General features: G+C 59.2%; 15 protein-coding genes and 1 tRNA gene. 9 read left to right on the top strand and 7 right to left on the bottom strand.

Annotated features, from left to right (window positions below):
* Window positions 1-200: 200 nt before the first annotated feature.
* Both ACNR9O_RS19815 and ACNR9O_RS19810 read right to left on the bottom strand, forming a co-directional pair.
* Window positions 201-905, bottom strand: a complete 705-nt coding sequence (locus ACNR9O_RS19815; RefSeq protein WP_473685583.1) for a M48 family metallopeptidase — start codon at window positions 903-905, stop codon at window positions 201-203.
* On the bottom strand, window positions 905-1,666 hold the full coding sequence (locus ACNR9O_RS19810; RefSeq protein ID WP_473685585.1) for a hypothetical protein: 762 nt from the start codon (window positions 1,664-1,666) through the stop codon (window positions 905-907). Before ACNR9O_RS19810 ends, ACNR9O_RS19815 begins: the two co-directional genes overlap by 1 nt.
* Between ACNR9O_RS19810 and ACNR9O_RS19805 the strand changes: the two genes are divergently transcribed.
* Window positions 1,636-1,824, top strand: a complete 189-nt coding sequence (locus ACNR9O_RS19805; RefSeq protein ID WP_473700819.1) for an alpha/beta hydrolase fold domain-containing protein — start codon at window positions 1,636-1,638, stop codon at window positions 1,822-1,824. The genes ACNR9O_RS19810 and ACNR9O_RS19805 overlap by 31 nt on opposite strands.
* Here ACNR9O_RS19805 and ACNR9O_RS19800 read toward each other — a convergent pair.
* Window positions 1,821-2,759, bottom strand: a complete 939-nt coding sequence (locus tag ACNR9O_RS19800; protein WP_473685587.1) for a LysR family transcriptional regulator — start codon at window positions 2,757-2,759, stop codon at window positions 1,821-1,823. The genes ACNR9O_RS19805 and ACNR9O_RS19800 overlap by 4 nt on opposite strands.
* Before the next feature lie 110 nt (window positions 2,760-2,869).
* Here ACNR9O_RS19800 and ACNR9O_RS19795 point away from each other — a divergent pair, with 110 nt between their 5' ends.
* Both ACNR9O_RS19795 and ACNR9O_RS19790 read left to right on the top strand, forming a co-directional pair.
* Entirely contained in the window at window positions 2,870-3,622 is a 753-nt protein-coding gene (locus ACNR9O_RS19795; protein WP_473685589.1) for an SDR family NAD(P)-dependent oxidoreductase, read from the top strand.
* Between the two features lie 30 nt (window positions 3,623-3,652).
* Window positions 3,653-4,354: a pirin family protein gene (locus ACNR9O_RS19790; RefSeq protein WP_473685591.1), complete on the top strand. Its 702-nt coding sequence runs from the start codon at window positions 3,653-3,655 to the stop codon at window positions 4,352-4,354.
* Here ACNR9O_RS19790 and ACNR9O_RS19785 read toward each other — a convergent pair.
* Window positions 4,344-4,907 carry a helix-turn-helix domain-containing protein gene (locus tag ACNR9O_RS19785; protein WP_473685593.1) on the bottom strand — a complete coding sequence of 188 codons (564 nt, stop codon included), beginning with the start codon at window positions 4,905-4,907 and terminating at the stop codon, window positions 4,344-4,346. The genes ACNR9O_RS19790 and ACNR9O_RS19785 overlap by 11 nt on opposite strands.
* A gap of 577 nt (window positions 4,908-5,484) precedes the next feature.
* On the opposite strand from ACNR9O_RS19785, the gene ACNR9O_RS19780 reads away from it, so the two are divergent.
* The 4 genes from ACNR9O_RS19780 to ACNR9O_RS19765 all read left to right on the top strand — a co-directional run bounded on the left by ACNR9O_RS19780 (window position 5,485) and on the right by ACNR9O_RS19765 (window position 11,505).
* The gene (locus ACNR9O_RS19780; protein ID WP_473685595.1) at window positions 5,485-6,486 is read left to right on the top strand and encodes a VOC family protein; all 1,002 of its coding nucleotides are present in this window, start codon (window positions 5,485-5,487) and stop codon (window positions 6,484-6,486) included.
* Between the two features lie 20 nt (window positions 6,487-6,506).
* Window positions 6,507-6,842 carry a putative quinol monooxygenase gene (locus ACNR9O_RS19775; protein WP_473685597.1) on the top strand — a complete coding sequence of 112 codons (336 nt, stop codon included), beginning with the start codon at window positions 6,507-6,509 and terminating at the stop codon, window positions 6,840-6,842.
* A gap of 277 nt (window positions 6,843-7,119) precedes the next feature.
* Entirely contained in the window at window positions 7,120-7,761 is a 642-nt protein-coding gene (locus tag ACNR9O_RS19770; protein WP_473685599.1) for a helix-turn-helix domain-containing protein, read from the top strand.
* A 744-nt stretch (window positions 7,762-8,505) separates the two neighbouring features.
* Complete coding sequence (locus tag ACNR9O_RS19765) at window positions 8,506-11,505, top strand: sensor histidine kinase (protein ID WP_473685601.1); 3,000 nt, start codon at window positions 8,506-8,508, stop codon at window positions 11,503-11,505.
* Here ACNR9O_RS19765 and ACNR9O_RS19760 read toward each other — a convergent pair.
* Entirely contained in the window at window positions 11,502-12,116 is a 615-nt protein-coding gene (locus ACNR9O_RS19760; protein ID WP_473700818.1) for a response regulator, read from the bottom strand. The genes ACNR9O_RS19765 and ACNR9O_RS19760 overlap by 4 nt on opposite strands.
* 345 nt (window positions 12,117-12,461) lie before the next feature.
* Between ACNR9O_RS19760 and ACNR9O_RS19755 the strand changes: the two genes are divergently transcribed.
* The gene (locus ACNR9O_RS19755) at window positions 12,462-12,869 is read left to right on the top strand and encodes a DUF305 domain-containing protein (RefSeq protein WP_473685605.1); all 408 of its coding nucleotides are present in this window, start codon (window positions 12,462-12,464) and stop codon (window positions 12,867-12,869) included.
* Window positions 12,866-14,320 carry a YncE family protein gene (locus tag ACNR9O_RS19750; protein WP_473685607.1) on the top strand — a complete coding sequence of 485 codons (1,455 nt, stop codon included), beginning with the start codon at window positions 12,866-12,868 and terminating at the stop codon, window positions 14,318-14,320. Before ACNR9O_RS19755 ends, ACNR9O_RS19750 begins: the two co-directional genes overlap by 4 nt.
* 136 nt (window positions 14,321-14,456) lie before the next feature.
* On the opposite strand, the gene ACNR9O_RS19745 is transcribed toward ACNR9O_RS19750, so the two are convergent.
* Together ACNR9O_RS19745 and ACNR9O_RS19740 are read right to left on the bottom strand one after the other, a co-directional pair.
* The gene (locus tag ACNR9O_RS19745) at window positions 14,457-14,900 is read right to left on the bottom strand and encodes a nuclear transport factor 2 family protein (RefSeq protein WP_473685609.1); all 444 of its coding nucleotides are present in this window, start codon (window positions 14,898-14,900) and stop codon (window positions 14,457-14,459) included.
* Window positions 14,901-15,588: 688 nt separating this feature from the next.
* A tRNA-Ile gene (locus ACNR9O_RS19740) sits at window positions 15,589-15,664 on the bottom strand.
* Window positions 15,665-15,674 lie beyond the last annotated feature (10 nt).

The following is a 15,674-nucleotide window of genomic DNA, read 5'->3' as shown; positions in this document are numbered from 1 at the left end:
CATTTCCCATGGTCCAAGATCTCGTATCTTCCGGCACACATCACTACGCCACTTGAGCCTCTTCCCCGCCTTCGTCGGCTTCCATTCCGCTCATGGCCGATTCCGCCAGTTGGACCTTCTTGCCCAAGAGTAAGGGGCTGGGGTGATTAAGATCGCTAGTCGCTTAGCTACATCCGGCCCCACATTGCTTAGTTATCGTTCTAGGTATGCGTCGCAAGTGGAAGAGCATTGAGCTCCGCGCGTGCCTCTCGCCATCGTGGGTAGTGCTCATCCATAAGTGCGATGAAGCGTTCGTCATGCTTAGGCACTATCAAATGCGCCATCTCGTGCACCAGCACATACTCCAAGAGGTGCCTGGGCTTCTTGACCAGTTCAGTGTTCAAACGGATATGCCCACGCGCATGATTGCAGCTACCCCAGCGGGTCTTCATTCGCTGTAGATAGTAGGCGCGCACCTTTACACCCAGCCGAGGCTCCCAGCTTCGGATGAGGTCAGGCAGGATCGAGTGAAGCTGGGCCTTGTGCCACTCGTGCATCACATCCGCCCGCTTCGCCGGATCACTCTCGGGGCGCACCATGAGCGTGATGCGCTTGTGGTCCTGGCGAATGCCGGGCTTGGCATCCACGTACTGGACGTAGAGCAGGTAACGGCGACCCCACAGATAGTGGCTCTCCCGCGTGACATGGCGCCGCGGCGCCTCGCGGGCCTGGGCATGGAGTGCGGCTTGCTGGTTGCGGATCCACGAAAGCCGGGTGATGGCATAGGCCCGGAGCACCTCAAGGCGGGATCGAACAGGCGCGACCAGCGTCACCCTGCCTTCTGGCGGATGCACGGACAAATGGACGTGCTTGACGTCCTTGCGCGTCACCGTGATCTCGATGTCGCCCAGCCGCAAGGTATCCATCAACGGTAGCCGGATTGGTTCTTGACCAGCTCGAACAGCTTCAACATGGCACTGCGGTCGCCACCGACCAGCGGGAGCAGTGCGCGTCGGACTTCACGTTCCTTGATCTCATGCCCTTTCCAGCCGGCGGGCACGGCTTCGCGCATCGCAGCGTCGATCTTGACAGCCATGTCGATCAACTCACTGGCGTGCCAGATCCTTTCCTCTCCGATATGCCTGGCATCGGGCACCTTGGCCAGGATATCGGGCAGATTGCGGTAGATCACCACCGCTTCGGGCCGGCCCTGCAAGGCTTCGGGCGCCTGCTCGCCACCGGACGCGTGCGCTGCCAGCTTCTTCGCCAGCGCCTCGGCTTGCTTGAGGAATTCCGCATAGCTCTTCGCGTCGGCGCGCGATTGCTCGATCAACTCGTCCAGCAAGCTGGACATCTCTTTGAAGAAGCGCGGATCGGTCAGTCGCTCCTGAATGATGGTCTTGCGGATATTGTTGATGATGCCCTCGGCCACGGCTTTCGCACTAGCGCCCTTGGCATTGAGCTTCTGTGCGATGGCGTCGTGGATGCCCGTCTTGACGATCAGGTCGACTAGCGACAGATCACTCATGTCGCCCAGCTCGCGGGCGTCATCGGCCTTGACGTAGCGATTGAGCAAGTCGCGCATGTCGCCCTCGAAGGGCTTGATGTCGAACTCCTCGCCGGAATAGTTCTTGGCGGTAGGCGCAACTTGAAGTTCTGAAAGGTCGGCAGGGTGAGGCGTACGCACACAAACTGGCATCGGCTGGCGTTCCGGTGACCGCAGTTCGGTATCTAGGCACGATCCACGACTTCGTCATGTTGAATGCCCTTTCCGATACGCCGGCCGCCCGCGCGGCGATCGACCAGGCGAACGAAAAGATTCGCGCCGCCTTCAGGGGCCACTAACTTCGGTGCGCTGGTCTCTTCGGGGACCAGCGCCACTGTGGCTCGGAGAGCTTCTCTGTCAGGAAATTCCCGAGGGCTTCGATCTTCGCTGGGCGGGAGCGCAACGTGGGCGTAACGAAGTAGAGGCCGCCTGTTGGCTGTGACCAGCCAGGCAGTACCTCCTGAAGCGCTCCGGACTTCAGGTACTCACTGGCAATGAACTCGGGAAGCTCACCCACCGCCTTGCCTGCAAGCAGGAGAGGAATGGAGGCTTCGATGTTCGTTACACGCAGCTTGCCACGCGGCTTGATCAGTTCTTCGTTGCCTTCGCGGTCGATCAGCTTCCATGTGTCGTTCTGTGAGCGGTAAGCGTAGCCGACGCAGTGATGGCGATTCAGATCATCGGGATTCTTCGGCTTGCCGTTCAAGCGAAGGTATTCCGGCGATGCCACCAGGAAGCGCGAGACGCTGCAGAGCTTGCGCGCCACCAGCGACGAGTCCGGAAGCAAGGCGATGCGCACGGCGGCGTCGAATCCATCGCCAATGAGGTCGACCGAGGCGTCCGATAGATGCAAATCGACACTGATGTCGGGGAAGCGCTCCAGGAACTCGGGAAGCAAAGGAGCCACCCATTTGATCCCGAAGGACATGGGCACCGCGAGGCGAACGAGTCCACGCGGATGTGCGGCTTGCTCGCGCGCCGTGGCCTCAAGCTCCTCGGCCTCGCGCAGCAGGCGGCTCGCCTGGTCCAGCAGTGATGCGCCGAACTCCGTCAGTGCCAGCTGGCGTGAGGTGCGATTGAACAACCGGCCGCCCAAGCGACTTTCCAGCCGGGTCACGGCGCGCGACACGGTCGCCACGGATAGGTCGAACTCCCGCGCCGCGCCGGCGAAAGAGCGCTCCTCCGCCACTTTGGCAAACAGGGCGAGGCCTTCCAGATCGGGGAGGTTACTCATTTCATTTTTGCAACGATGAATTGCAATCGATTCTATTTTGTTTGTCTGGCCTCGTCGATAGCCTATCTCTCGTCCCGCAACACCCACATCCAATCAAGAGGAACGCAGTCATGACCCGTAAGCTCGAAGGCAAGATCGCTGTCGTCACTGGTGGCACCTCCGGCATCGGCCTGGCCACGGCCAAGCAGTTTGCCGCGGAGGGCGCCCACGTCTTCATCACCGGTCGTCGCAAGAAGGAGCTCGACGAAGCCGTTGCTGCCATCGGCAACGCGACGGGCGTTCAGGTGGACTCCTCGAAGCTCGATCAGCTCGATCAGTTGTTCGCGGCGATCAAGAACAGCAAGGGCCACATCGACGTACTGTTCGCCAATGCTGGTGGCGGCGGCATGCTCCCCCTGGGCGACATCACTGAAGAACAGTACGAAGACACCTTCGGCCGCAACGTCAAAGGCGTGATCTTCACCGTGCAGAAGGCGCTGCCGCTGCTGGCCAAGGGCGCCTCCGTCATCCTCACCGGTTCGACCGCCGGTATCAGCGGCACGCCCGCTTTCAGCGTCTACTCCGCGAGCAAGGCCGCGGTCCGCGCCCTGGTTCGCAGCTGGATCCTGGATGTGAAGGACCGCGGTATCCGCTTCAACGTGGTCAGCCCTGGCGCTACCAGGACGCCTGGCCTCGTTGATCTGGCCGGTCCCGATGCCGCGCAGCAGCAGGGTTTGCTGGACTACCTTGCCTCGCTGGTTCCGATGGGCCGTGTCGGCGATCCGGAAGAAATCGCCAAGGCGGTGGTGTTCCTTGCCTCCGACGATGCCAGCTTCGTCAACGGCGCTGAGCTCTTTGTCGACGGCGGCCAGGCGCAGGTTTAAAGGGAAGGAAGGAACCCGGAGGCTCATGCGATGATCGCGCTTCGCCGGTACTCAACGCTGCGTGGCCATGACCACGATTGGCTCAAAGCCCGCCTTCATGTCGCCGTGGCCGGATTGGGCAATCCTGAGCACGCAGCCATCGGTCCGCTCATCGCATGGAACGACGATCAGATCGAGCCGCTCTCCGGGTTTCCTCTCCACTCGCATCAGGACGTCGAAATCGTCACGTATGTGCGCGAAGGCGCGATTACGCATCAGGACAGTCTCGGCAACCGTGGTCGCACGGTTGCCGGCGACATCCAGGTGATGAGTGCGGGCACGGGCATTCGGCACTCGGAGTGGAACGCGGAAGAGAGCGTGACCCGCATCTTCCAGATCTGGTTGAGGCCAAGAACGCCGGGCGGAACGCCGCGATGGGAGAGCCGGCAGCTCAGAGGGGCAGCGGCGAGCGATCAGTTTGACGTTCTGGCGACGGGTTATGGCGACGGTTCAAGCGCATTGCGCATCAACGCGGACGCCAGAGTCCTTGGCGCCACCATGACTCCAGGGGCCGTCATCCACCGTGCGCTTAGCCCTTCGAAGCAGGCTTATCTCGTTCCCGTGCGAGGGGCGGTGATCGTCAACGGGGTCACCGTACATCCCCAGGATGGTGCCTACGTCATGGACGAAGAGGTGCTGACACTGGAGGCCATCGATGCCACCGAGGTCGTCATGGTCGAAGTCAACCGATAAGTAGCTGGGCGGCGGGTCTGTCAGTCCGATCGTTCGGTCTCGCCTGAGCATGTGCTACTTGTCGTTTTCGCCATACGTTCGGCGACACGCGGTACTTCTTGCGAAAGACGTTGCAGAGATGCGACTGGTCGTAAAGGCCGCAGGAGACGGCAATGGCGCTGAGCGGCAGGGAGGTTTCACGCATCATTCTTGCGGCCGCCATGACCCTCTGCGTCGTAATGTAGCTATGGGCGGTGACACCAAAAGTTTCCTTGAACGATCGGCAAAACCTGCCTCGACTGAACCCGATCATCGTCGCCAGCTCTGTTATGCGAATCACACGATAGAGGTGGTCGCGAATGTATGCCTCGAGACGCTCGACCATGTCACTGGGGATGGCGGTATCGATGGATGCCTCAGGTGGACAGGAGCTATCCAAGAGGCTGGCGACCTCGGAGACGCGCTGGCGAGTCAACGAAAGATCGTCATCGAATCCCGCCAGCGCTGCGGCCAGGAGCTGCTTCGCACAGAGCAATGCCGTTGAGTCACTGATTTCTTTGACACTGGCCGTCATCTTCTGTCCCCGATGGAAGGCGGATGAGTGCTCTCTCGTCGCGTGGCGAAGTCGGTAGAGGTGCAAAGAGAGCGGTAGTGCGAATGCCCTCAATGTTGTGATGCGTCATGACGCCGAAACAGATGTGATCCCGTGAAAGAAAATCACCGGTTTAGGTATTCCATATTGCGCGCCGACACCCACACCCGGACACCGAGCGCACTATCAGGCCCTTACGTCAGGAAGCGTTTGTCGTCGGATTCGAGGTCTACGGGATGCAAAAACCTGCAAGTTCTCGACGCACGATTGTCCTAGCCCACCGCTATGTCGATGGCTAGTTTCAGTGCCATGACCACATGCGGGAGCACAGATCGATTCCGTCATTCAAAGCGCAGGCGAACGATATGCCTTGGTATGCGCTGACTTGAGATCGGTCAGTTAGAGCAGCCGAGCACATACGTACAAGAAAAGCGCATTCATCCACTTTTGAGTTGTCTGCAGCGACCAGAATCCGCGGCATCCCGAACTCACAGCGTAAAGCAGACTGGCGGCAAGACGAGCCGGCGGCCATTGCGACTCCCATACCTGGAATAACATCATGAACAGAAATACCGTCACTTCCCTGGCGCTTTCGTTGACCCTTGCCATTTCAACATCGGCCGCTGTCGCGTCCGAATCACATGCGGAAGGTGCGAACCGATCGCCTGCCGTAAACGTCACGGGTGTTGACCACGTGGGCATCAATGTGCCGGACATGGATCAGGCGATCCGTTTTTTCCAGGAGACGTTTGGTTTCCAGCCGGTGACCGAGATGAAGAGCCCGCCCGTCAACGCGGATTTCAAGAAGCTTTTCAACATGCATGGCTCGTCCAGCGTAAAGAGCATCGTGATGATGCGTGCCAAGGACGGAGCAAACATCGAGCTGTTTGCGTATGACGCACCGGATGCGGATCACCTTCAGCCTCACTATGACGATGCCGGGGCATCGCATGTCGCCCTGTACGTCGATGACATCGATGGGGCGGTCAAGCGTCTTCGCAGCCAGGGTCTGACCGTACTCACCGATCCTATTCATATGACATCGGGGCCGACGGCGGGCGATACCTGGGCCTACTTCCTCGCTCCATGGGGGGCGAAGATGGAACTGGTGAGTTATCCGGGCGGGCAGGCCGCTGAAGCAACGGCCGCTACTCATCTGTGGCGTGCACGAGACTCCTCGGTATCCACGGCCAATCCCAGTCAAGAGGATATCGACAGCCTCGTTCAAGGCTATGTCGCCATGTTGAACGATCCGTTGGAAACAAATCGTCGTGCCTTCCTTGAAAAACACTACACCGAAAACACCGTGTTCAATGATCCCGAAGGTCTGGTGGTCGGTAGGGAGCAGCTCAATACCTTGCTTGGAAAGCTCCAGGACGCCAATAAGGGATGGGCGTTCAAAGCGGTCGGCAAACCCTACGTGCAGCACGGCAACGTGCGCGTCCGCTGGCAGTACGGCCCCGGAAACCACCCGGACATGGTGACGGGCGAAGACGTCGTTACCATCGCCGATGGCCGCATCGCAAGCACCATCGTCTTTCTTGATGGCCACGCGCCCTGAGCCGGCCAAGGAGCAGAACTATGCTTAGCAGACCGACGTGCGCGCTCTACCTCCACTATGTCGTCAAAGAGGGAAAGGAGGCGGAACTTCTGGAGCATATCGAACAGATCCTTGATGCATGCGCCAAGGAGGATGACTTCATCACGGCCGTTCTTCATCGAACGCCGGAGCGTCCCCGTGAGTTCACCCTGTACGAACTCTGGCGCGGAACCAAGGAGGAGTTTGCGATGACTCAGGGAACCCGGCCGTATCGCAAAGCCTATCTGGCGGCGACGAAACCACTGGTCGATCAGGTTCAAGTGACCTGGGACAGCCCTATCCGGGTCTGGGGTACCTTAGCGCCAAGCATTTCGTAGCTACTCAGAATCGCATCCCTGGCAATCCGAGATGACGAAGGAACAGCGCCCTCCTCTCGCGCCCGGCCAAGGGCAACGTCTTGCACGTCTTGAGCGTAGCTGGGCTGGCGTGTCCTTAGTGTCGGAAACCTGGCGCCATGCTCCGGCGCCCGCGTTGCATGAGTTCCCGGTAACCGGTGCCATTCGATTGGTGACAGCGCTTGACGCCTGGGGCGGTGTACCCCAGCCCCGGCTATCTGCCGGCAAGGCGTTTCCCGTCGTCCAGGGTCAGCGAAGCTTGAACCTGATCAGCTCGGGAATGCCTCTATGGGGCTACTCGGAGTCGATGGTTTATGTAAGGGATGCGGTGTTGTCATTTGAGGCACCCGTGATCGAAAGGTTGCTCGGCGATGCCTTGGATCCCCATCTGATGACGGTCCCGCTCATTGCGCACCAGGATGAACGGCTGTTCTCGATCGTTGGACTGTTGGTGGATGCGATCGGTCAATCCGATCCCGCGGCGGAGCCCTATGGTGAGGGCCTGATGTGCTCGGCAGCGGCGATTCTGTTTGGACGTAAGGACAATCGCAGGCATCCAGGTCCTGATCTTGCGCCCCGTCTGGTCTCTTCGGTACTGGATCTCGTCCTCGCCAGGCTGCCGGAATCCGTGTCGGTCATGGAAATGGCGAAGTGTGTGGGTCTCTCACCGGCGCACTTCAGCCGGGCCTTTCGCAAAGCCACTGGCAAGGCGCCGCACCAGTGGCAGATGCACGCACGGATTGACCGGTCTTTCGATCTTTTGCGGAAGCGATCGCTGGGGTTGGAGGAGATCGCCAGTCGACTGGGTTTCACAGATGCATCGCATTTCTCTCGGGTGTTCCGTCATCAGGTAGGAATGACGCCGGGACAGTGGCGGAGGAACGCGGGTGTCTTTCCATGAAAAACGACGGGCGTTCTCGTGATGGATGCATGTACTTGCGAACGAGGTGAGCGCCGGATTGTTCGGCGCCATACCGCAACGTTCGCCCGGTGATTCAGATACCGCTATACACGCGAGCCGCCTTCTCCGGAGGAGCAGTCAGGTGACTACCGGCTCTCCGGCGTGACTGCATCTCTACCTTTCAACGCTCATAGGGCAATGGGCATTCCATTTGGAATCCTGTCGCAGGCAATGGACGATACCGTGGACGATCGGACAATACGTGTGAGGCCAGCTCGTCTATGGTCAAGCGTACGGGCGTCGGGCTGCCGCATGCTCGGCCACATCACGGCGACGAGCGATCTTCTGCATGACGACTTCCCCGAAAGCGCTGAAATATCATCTTCCCGGGAAGGCGGTTCGACGCGTCCTCTCGTGGGGGGCGGTATCTTCGGATACCTTCTCGGTTCTCCATTTGGCCCTCCAGATCGAACCGGATCCGCAGCGGGTCCGCGAGTGGCTACTCGAAACCCGAATACGGGAACTGGGGAACCAGACAGCGGCCGAATTGATCGCCTGCGGACGCGCCGAGGAAGTCATACGGTTCTTGCAGTCCGTTCAAGCCAGGGACCGCGACCGAGGCTTCTGAGGCTTCCATGGCTAATCCTTGCCATGCCCATGCGTTGGATGCACAGTCCGCTCAAGACTTCGAATTCTCACGGGCGAGCGACACCCGGCGGGCAGCATCCTGGGGAAAGAGCTTGCATGCAGCGCAAGGCATACGTGTTTTTGCTCCTTCTGTTAATTACGGCGTTCGCTCCCGTGAGCGCAACGGGCGCGGCCGCGCAAAGTCCAGCTGAGTCCTTGGGCGCCTACCACCATACGGCGTTCAGGCAACAGGACGGGGCCCCGTCCGATATCGGAGATATCGCTCAGGATAAGGACGGCTTTCTCTGGGTCATCGGTTCCAGAGGAGTCACACGCTTCGATGGCCGGACGTTCGTGCAGTCCGCTCCTAGCGGCGATTCTTTCAGTGAAGCTCAGATCCACCATATGGTCGCTGCTCCCGATGGTGGGCTTTGGCTCAGCTACGTGCATAACCCGCCGAGCTACCTCTTCAAGGGGCGGCTTACCAATGGCCTTACTTCCGGATTGGACGGACGTGCGCGTCCCTTCGTCGACGCGATGGGTAACGTCTGGGCAGTAAGCAGCCATGGCCTGCTCAGGCTGAAAGGTCGGCAATGGGTAGAGGTTCCGACCTCCGAGGGAAAAGCCGGATGCGGCTTTGGCAGTTCTGATGAGGTGGGGAACATCTGGTACGACTGCGACGACAAAGTCTTTTTCGTCGCAAAGGGAACCATGACACCCGTGCGCGTGGACGGCGTGGTGTCAGGAATCATCAAGGTCTATGCGGGAAGGAACGGCATCATCATCGCCGCCACCCAAGATTCCATCCACTTCTATCGAGTTACGGGAGCCAGGGTGACGCCCGTCATGGCTCCCCTCAAGCTGTTCGCCAACAGAATCTACCAAGACCGGGATGGAGCGGTCTGGATCACCTCATCCAGCATCGGCGTGAGCTATATCTCCGCGCAGGCATTTGCAGCGGCCGAGCGTACGCATTCAGCGCCCGAGCTGGAGTCCATGACCAAAGCGGACGGGCTCAGCGGCTCATTTGAGGCTGTGATCTTCCAAGATCGCGATGGAACGATCTGGATTGGCTCGGAGTCAGGTCTCGATCGATTTACGCGCTCGGCCTTCACGGCCGTACGCCTTCCTTACAACCTTCATGAGGTAACTGCGGCCGCGGACGACGATGGCTCGTTGTGGGTGGGTAGCGAGACCATGTCCTTGCTGCATGGCATGGCCTCTGGGCCATGGAAGACTTTCCTTGATGAATCCAAGTTTGCGCTCGGCATTCATCGCGATCCCTATTCCTCCAAGATCATCGTATCTATTGCATCTGGGGTATACCAAGTTAACCAAGGGAGCGTAACGAAGATCGCAGACCAACCCCGTTCCGCCCTCACCGGTACAACGGGACTCCTCTGTTTTGCCATGAATCACGCGGGAGAGGTGGTGGCGTGCAATGCAGAGAACAGAGGGCCATCCATCTGGAGAGAGAAGGCATGGCGCCCGATTGGGCTACCCAGAAGCGATGTCAGCGCCATCGCGGTTGATGATGCCGACCGAATCTGGATGGGAAGAGGTGCGGATGGCCAGGTCGTCCTTTGGGACAAAGGAAACCTTCAAAGCTTTGATGGGCAGAATCCCCGGATCGGCCGCATCAAGGCTATGTTTCCCGATGGAAGCGGTGTGTGGATCGGCGGTGAGCACGGCATACGGCTGTTCGACGGCACGCGTTTTCATACGCTCCAGTTCGCGCAGCCGGAACAGATGGAGCCCGTCACCGGCGTAGTGAGGGACGCGGAGGGAAACCTATGGGTGCAATCCCTTGACGGCGTATTCCGTGTCGGCAACGCCGACATCCGTGCCGCCCTCAGAACGCCTGGGCTACAGCTACACCCTCAAGCTTTTGGGCTCCCTGATGGCATCGTTGCCCCTCCAGATCCGGATATCGGTCTCCCTAGCCTGCGACTCGACGGCCGAGGGCGGATATGGGCCCAGTCCGTGTCGGGTCTAGCGTGGATCGATCCGGCCAAACCGCTTGCTCCCGCCAAGAGTCCCGCTATCTACATAGAAAGCGTCCAGAGTGGCGGTAGTGTGCTGTTGCCGACAGACGGCTCAGTTGAACTCAAAGGCAAACAGGCGGAAATTCGAATCAACTTCGCGAGCCCAGTCCTGGCGAGGCCAGACCTGGCTCGCTTCTCGTACCGCCTCGTCGGACTGGAGAGCGATTGGCGCGATGCCGGAACGAGTTATCGGGCCGATTACAACTCCTTGCCGCCTGGCCACTATCGGTTCGAAGTACGGATGGTAGCCACGGATGGTCGTACCGTCCTTTCGGCCGCATCGATTTCACTGTATCGGCATCCTGGTCCGTTTGAGACGTGGTGGTTCAAATCGCTGGCGCTGCTTCCCATTGCCATTCTGATCTGGCTGCTCTTCAAGCTGAGAATGCAGGTGATGATTCGCAACGAGCGCATCCGGTCGGATGAGCGTGAAGCGGTTGCCCGGGACATTCACGACACGCTCCTGCAGCGCTTTCAGGGTGTCATCATGACGGTGCAGGCGTGGTCGCTGGATGAGCGCATTCCCTCGAAGCAGCGGGCCGAAGCGCTGCGCATATCATCGCAGGCCCGCGATGCCATGCTCGAGGGCCGGGAGCGCGTCCTTAAGCTGCGGAACGGCGAGGATCCTGGCCTTCTTCTTTACGATCGTCTGTTGCGCGAGGCAGAGCAGCTGCGCGATCGCTATACCTTGCAATTTACCATCCAGGTCATGGGATCCCCTCGGGCACTGACGGTTGCTTGCGAGCACGAACTGGGCGATGCGGCCATTGAAGGTATGCGCAACGCTTTCGCGCATTCAGGGGGAACGGCCGTGACCGTGACCATCAACTACACGCCGCGCGCACTCTGGCTTCTTGTGGCGGATGATGGAAACGGCATGCCAAAGGATCTTGAAATGTCGCCTGGCGAAAGGCCCCGGTTCGGCCTTGTCGGTATGCGCGAACGTGTTTCTCGCCTAGGTGGCGAGATCACGACAGAGAGCTCGCCAGATGAAGGAACCATCCTGCATATGCGCGTGCCGGCGAGACAGGCTTACGCGAATCGGAAAAAGCGGAGCGCCGTCAGCAGTTAATTCAAACTCTCGGTATCAAGGAAGCCGCGCTGCACGGCCAGGATCACAGCATGCGTACGGTCGGCCGCGCCTAGTTTGGCCATGGCGTTGCTCAGACGCGACTTCACGGTGTCTTCGGATACGCTGAGAACCTTGGCAATTTCCTTATTGCTGTGGCCCAACGAAACGTAGCGCAGCACCGTGGTCTCCCTTTCAGAAAGTCTCTCCGTACCGGCCTGCACGGCCACCTGATGGGCCAGCTCCGGAGAGATGATCGCTCGGCCATGCACGGCGGCTCGAATGGCGCGGATTACTTCCGGGACTGGGGCTGATTTCAACAGGTAAGACGTAGCGCCAAGGGCTAGTGCTCGAACAACCCGTGCATCTCCCGGGTAGCTCGTCAGGACAACGATGCAGGCCTTCGGGTCCATGTCGCGTATGACGCGGATGGCTTCTAAGCCATCGACCTTGGGCATCTGCAGGTCTACCAAAGTCACCGTGGGCTGCAATGCGGCGTACCGAGCGATGGCTTCTTCGCCATCCTCGACCTCGGCGATGACGGTCATGTCGTCGACGGGTTCTATGGCCGCCCGCAAGCCGTGCCGCATGATCGGATGATCATCACACACCATGACGCGGATCGACTTGTAGTTGTCTGAGGCGGTCGGCACCGAAAAGGCTCCCCGGGCAAGGTTGAGATGGGCCCGATCCGGCCGAAGCTATTGAGTCTTCGCTTCCATTTCAATACCTAAACGGCGGGCTCCCTCGGACTGCGTCTGCCAGTCGGGTTATGGATGAAGACGCCATTGTCCAGCTTGGAAGAAATGCTTCCTATCCATGCCGGCCTGGCGAGAACACCATCTGGGATCGCTCGGGGCGCTGGTGAACATCTCAAAGTGAGAAACGACGACGTCCGGCTATGAAAGCTGCCAAGGGGTGTCGCTGTCTGGCAATGCGGGCGAGCACAGGAGAATCACATGAACAAACTTCACGGTTTCTTGGCCATGTCTATCCCGGCCGCTGCGTTGGTGGGCGTGCTCCATGCGGCTTCACCGTCGCTGGATTCAGCTGTCATCGAGTTTCGCGATGTGTGCGGCCGCGCCATGGATCGCATGATGAACGCTATGGCGGCGCCATCCACAAACGATGTCGATCGCGACTTCGTGCAAATGATGGTGCCGCATCATCAAGCTGCCATCGACATGGCCAGGGCAGAGCTTGAGCAAGGAAAGAGCGAACAGCTTCGACGCATCGCCCAGGAAATCATCGTCGATCAGCAACAGGAGATCGCGGTGATGCGCATCGCTGTCGGCGGCCCTACGGGCGCTTCCCAAAAGGCAACCCATCGCGGCGCCGAAGCGCCACGCACCGAGGAACTACAATGACATTCAAGGTGACACCGCTCCTGGCCGCTCCTCTAATACTCGGGGCCACTGCGCTGCATGCGCAGCAAGCCCCTTGGGCCGCCAGGAACGTACCCATCTCGCACCATGACCGGATGTATGCCGCGGAACAGTTTTCCAACACGGTGTCCGTTACGGATCCGGTGGACAACCGCTTGCTAGGTGTGATTCGCCTGGGCGATCCACAGCCGGCCAATTTCTCGCCGCTTTACCGAGGACAAGTGTTGGTACACGGCATGGGTTTCTCGCCCGATGGGCACATGCTGGCCGTGGTGTCGATCGGTTCCAATGCCGTTTCGTTCGTCGATACGCAGACCAATACGGTCAAGCACACTACGTATGTGGGTCGGTCACCGCACGAAGCGTTCTTCACTCCGGACGGAAAGAAGGTGTGGGTCACTGTCCGCGGTGAGGACTACATTTCGGTGCTGGACGCGGCGACGTTTGAAGAGACCGGTCGCGTCAGGACACCTGGCGGTCCGGGCATGACCATCTTCTCGCCGGACGGCAAGTACGCCTACATCTGTTCGTCGTTCAATCCGCTCACAGTTGTATTTGATGTCGAAACGCAAAAGCAGGTCGGGCAGGTCGTCCAGCCCAGTCCGTTCTGCCCCAATATTGCGGCCAGTCCGGACGGCAAGCAGGTCTGGTTTACGCTCAAGGACGTGGGCAAAGCCGTGGCTTTCAATGCGAAGCCGCCCTTCAATGTCCTTAAGGTGATCGATACCGGGCCCATCACCAATCATGTCAATTTCGTCCTTACTGAAGAAGGACAGTTTGCCTACGTCTCGGTCGGCGGCCTGAACCAGGTCAAGGTGTTCCGCACGTCCGATTTTGCACAAGTCGCGACCATTCCAGTGGGGGCGCTTCCACATGGCGTGTGGCCATCGGGCGATGGACGTTGGATCTATGTCGGTTTGGAGAACGATGACAAGCTGGCCGTCATTGATACAGCGACGCGAAAGTTGGTTGCCAACATTGACATTGGCCAGGCGCCACAGGCCATTGCCTACGTCGTGAACGCAGTGAGCGACATCGACGCCTCGACGGCAAACCTGCAACCGCTTGGCGTGGCTGGCTCGGTCGCCAAACTCTCCTTGAGCGGTACCAATGGCGGAGATCGCGCAGTCACCCGCGTAACTCTGTTCGATCAGGGGCTGGTGCAAATACTGCAGGCATCGGCAACGCATCTGCGGCCCGGTCAAACCTACGTCATCGCCTTGGCTGCGCAGGCGGACGGCAGCGGAGAGCTCGAACCGCTGGCATCGTTCAAGGCGAATCCCGCTGGAGCGGCCATCGTCAACGCGACGGGCCCTATACGCCAGCTGGTGACCACCGATGGTGCGGACAAGCCGCGCTGGGTGGTGATTGCCGAGGCACTTGACGGTAAGCCAGGCAAAGTGGTGCAACGGCAGGACTCTGGCGTTCAATAGAGAAGCTGGAGTCAGTCCAGGCACATACAGTCATATAGAAGCCCTGGCAGATCACTGCCAGGGCTTTTGCTTTAAGGCGCTTCTACACGACTGCAATTCAAGTGCATTGGGCGTGCTAGCGTTGTCTAAGTAGACTTTAGGGGATCAGCGCCGCGACGAGATTGTTCAAGACGCCGAGCTGAGCAAAGATGACCGTTCCTTCCGGATAGCAGTCGAAGCGTTTGATCTTGCCGTTCTCGAGTTCAAATACATCGCAGCAGGGCGCGTCCATTCGCTTTCCCGTTGCAGGCAGCTTGCCGAAAGGAAGCTCGAGCGTTCCGTCGTGCGTTCCCTGTAGGGCAAGCTGCACCACGACGATGTTGCCATCGACATAGACACGATATAGCTCCCGATGCATATTGGAAAACGCTGCTCCGTAGTTGCGAACCGGGTCGGCGAGCGCTCGGCCACGGTAGGTCACGCCTACAGAATTGTCGGTGAACTCTCCTTCCGGCGTGAACAGGCTGATCCAGCCTTCCAGATCTTTCCGTTCTGCGACCTCATATGCGTTGCGAACAGCGGCCACGTTGGCGTTGCTCATGATGGGCTCCTTGTGGATTGATAAATCTTTGGTGCGATACAGGCCCGAAGCTGTCCATTACCTAGGCAATCTTGCGAATTTGGTAGCGAGTTACCGTCAGCTCGTTCGCCATTGGTTTTGCGGGCATTTACCCACACGGCTCAATTCGATCGATGCGTGAACATTCGGGCACGTGTTCAAGACTCCCCGATGCTTATTTGGGCGTCTTGCAAGTTTTTTCTCCAACCGGTGCGACAGAAAGGTCTAGAGACAGCGATGCACCTCGCCATGAAAGAGCGAAGATGTGATCGAGGCCGTCCCTCGCATTCCATCGTCACCGTGCAACTGAACTTAGAAGTCAATGCTCCGGATCGATAGTCAAAGATCACCCGAACGCATATCGCCTTCGAGCTTGGAAGGTCTCCAAGCGTGAAAAGGAGCGTCTGGACGCAGCAGGCGTAGCTAACCAGGGAATGGTCCGCATTCGCCCCAAAACGGGGTCGCCCCCGGGTCGCCAAGAGCAACTCAACGCTTCAGTTCGCCGCTCACGAAGCAGCGACCAGGCCATGTTGGCCAATTTATGCTTTAACAATCAGTAGGTGCGAAGCAGATACCAGCAAGAACTGTCAATAGCGCTACCAGCAAGAAGTGTCAAAGCTGCCACTAATCGCTGGTAGCACCAACGCTGATTACGCTCACGGCACACGGCTGGTGGGCCCACCAGGATTCGAACCTGGAACCAAGGGATTATGAGTCCCCTGCTCTAACCGTTGAGCTATAGGCCCTTCAAACTTG

Source organism: Dyella sp. CR10 (assembly GCF_055814425.1).
The sequence above is the reverse complement of the archived record's forward strand: the minus strand, read 5'-3'. Positions and strand labels throughout refer to the sequence as shown.

Bases quoted from the DNA above. Each gene is read 5' to 3' on its own strand.
- ACNR9O_RS19755 (WP_473685605.1), top strand. From the start codon at position 12,462: ATGAACAAACTTCACGGTTTCTTGGCCATGTCTATCCCGGCCGCTGCG.
- ACNR9O_RS19800 (WP_473685587.1), bottom strand. From the start codon at position 2,759: ATGAGTAACCTCCCCGATCTGGAAGGCCTCGCCCTGTTTGCCAAAGTG.
- ACNR9O_RS19750 (WP_473685607.1), top strand. From the start codon at position 12,866: ATGACATTCAAGGTGACACCGCTCCTGGCCGCTCCTCTAATACTCGGG.
- ACNR9O_RS19795 (WP_473685589.1), top strand. From the start codon at position 2,870: ATGACCCGTAAGCTCGAAGGCAAGATCGCTGTCGTCACTGGTGGCACC.
- ACNR9O_RS19815 (WP_473685583.1), bottom strand. From the start codon at position 905: ATGGATACCTTGCGGCTGGGCGACATCGAGATCACGGTGACGCGCAAG.
- ACNR9O_RS19780 (WP_473685595.1), top strand. From the start codon at position 5,485: ATGAACAGAAATACCGTCACTTCCCTGGCGCTTTCGTTGACCCTTGCC.
- ACNR9O_RS19775 (WP_473685597.1), top strand. From the start codon at position 6,507: ATGCTTAGCAGACCGACGTGCGCGCTCTACCTCCACTATGTCGTCAAA.
- ACNR9O_RS19765 (WP_473685601.1), top strand. From the start codon at position 8,506: ATGCAGCGCAAGGCATACGTGTTTTTGCTCCTTCTGTTAATTACGGCG.
- ACNR9O_RS19760 (WP_473700818.1), bottom strand. From the start codon at position 12,116: ATGGTGTGTGATGATCATCCGATCATGCGGCACGGCTTGCGGGCGGCC.
- ACNR9O_RS19785 (WP_473685593.1), bottom strand. From the start codon at position 4,907: ATGACGGCCAGTGTCAAAGAAATCAGTGACTCAACGGCATTGCTCTGT.
- ACNR9O_RS19790 (WP_473685591.1), top strand. From the start codon at position 3,653: ATGATCGCGCTTCGCCGGTACTCAACGCTGCGTGGCCATGACCACGAT.
- ACNR9O_RS19745 (WP_473685609.1), bottom strand. From the start codon at position 14,900: ATGAGCAACGCCAACGTGGCCGCTGTTCGCAACGCATATGAGGTCGCA.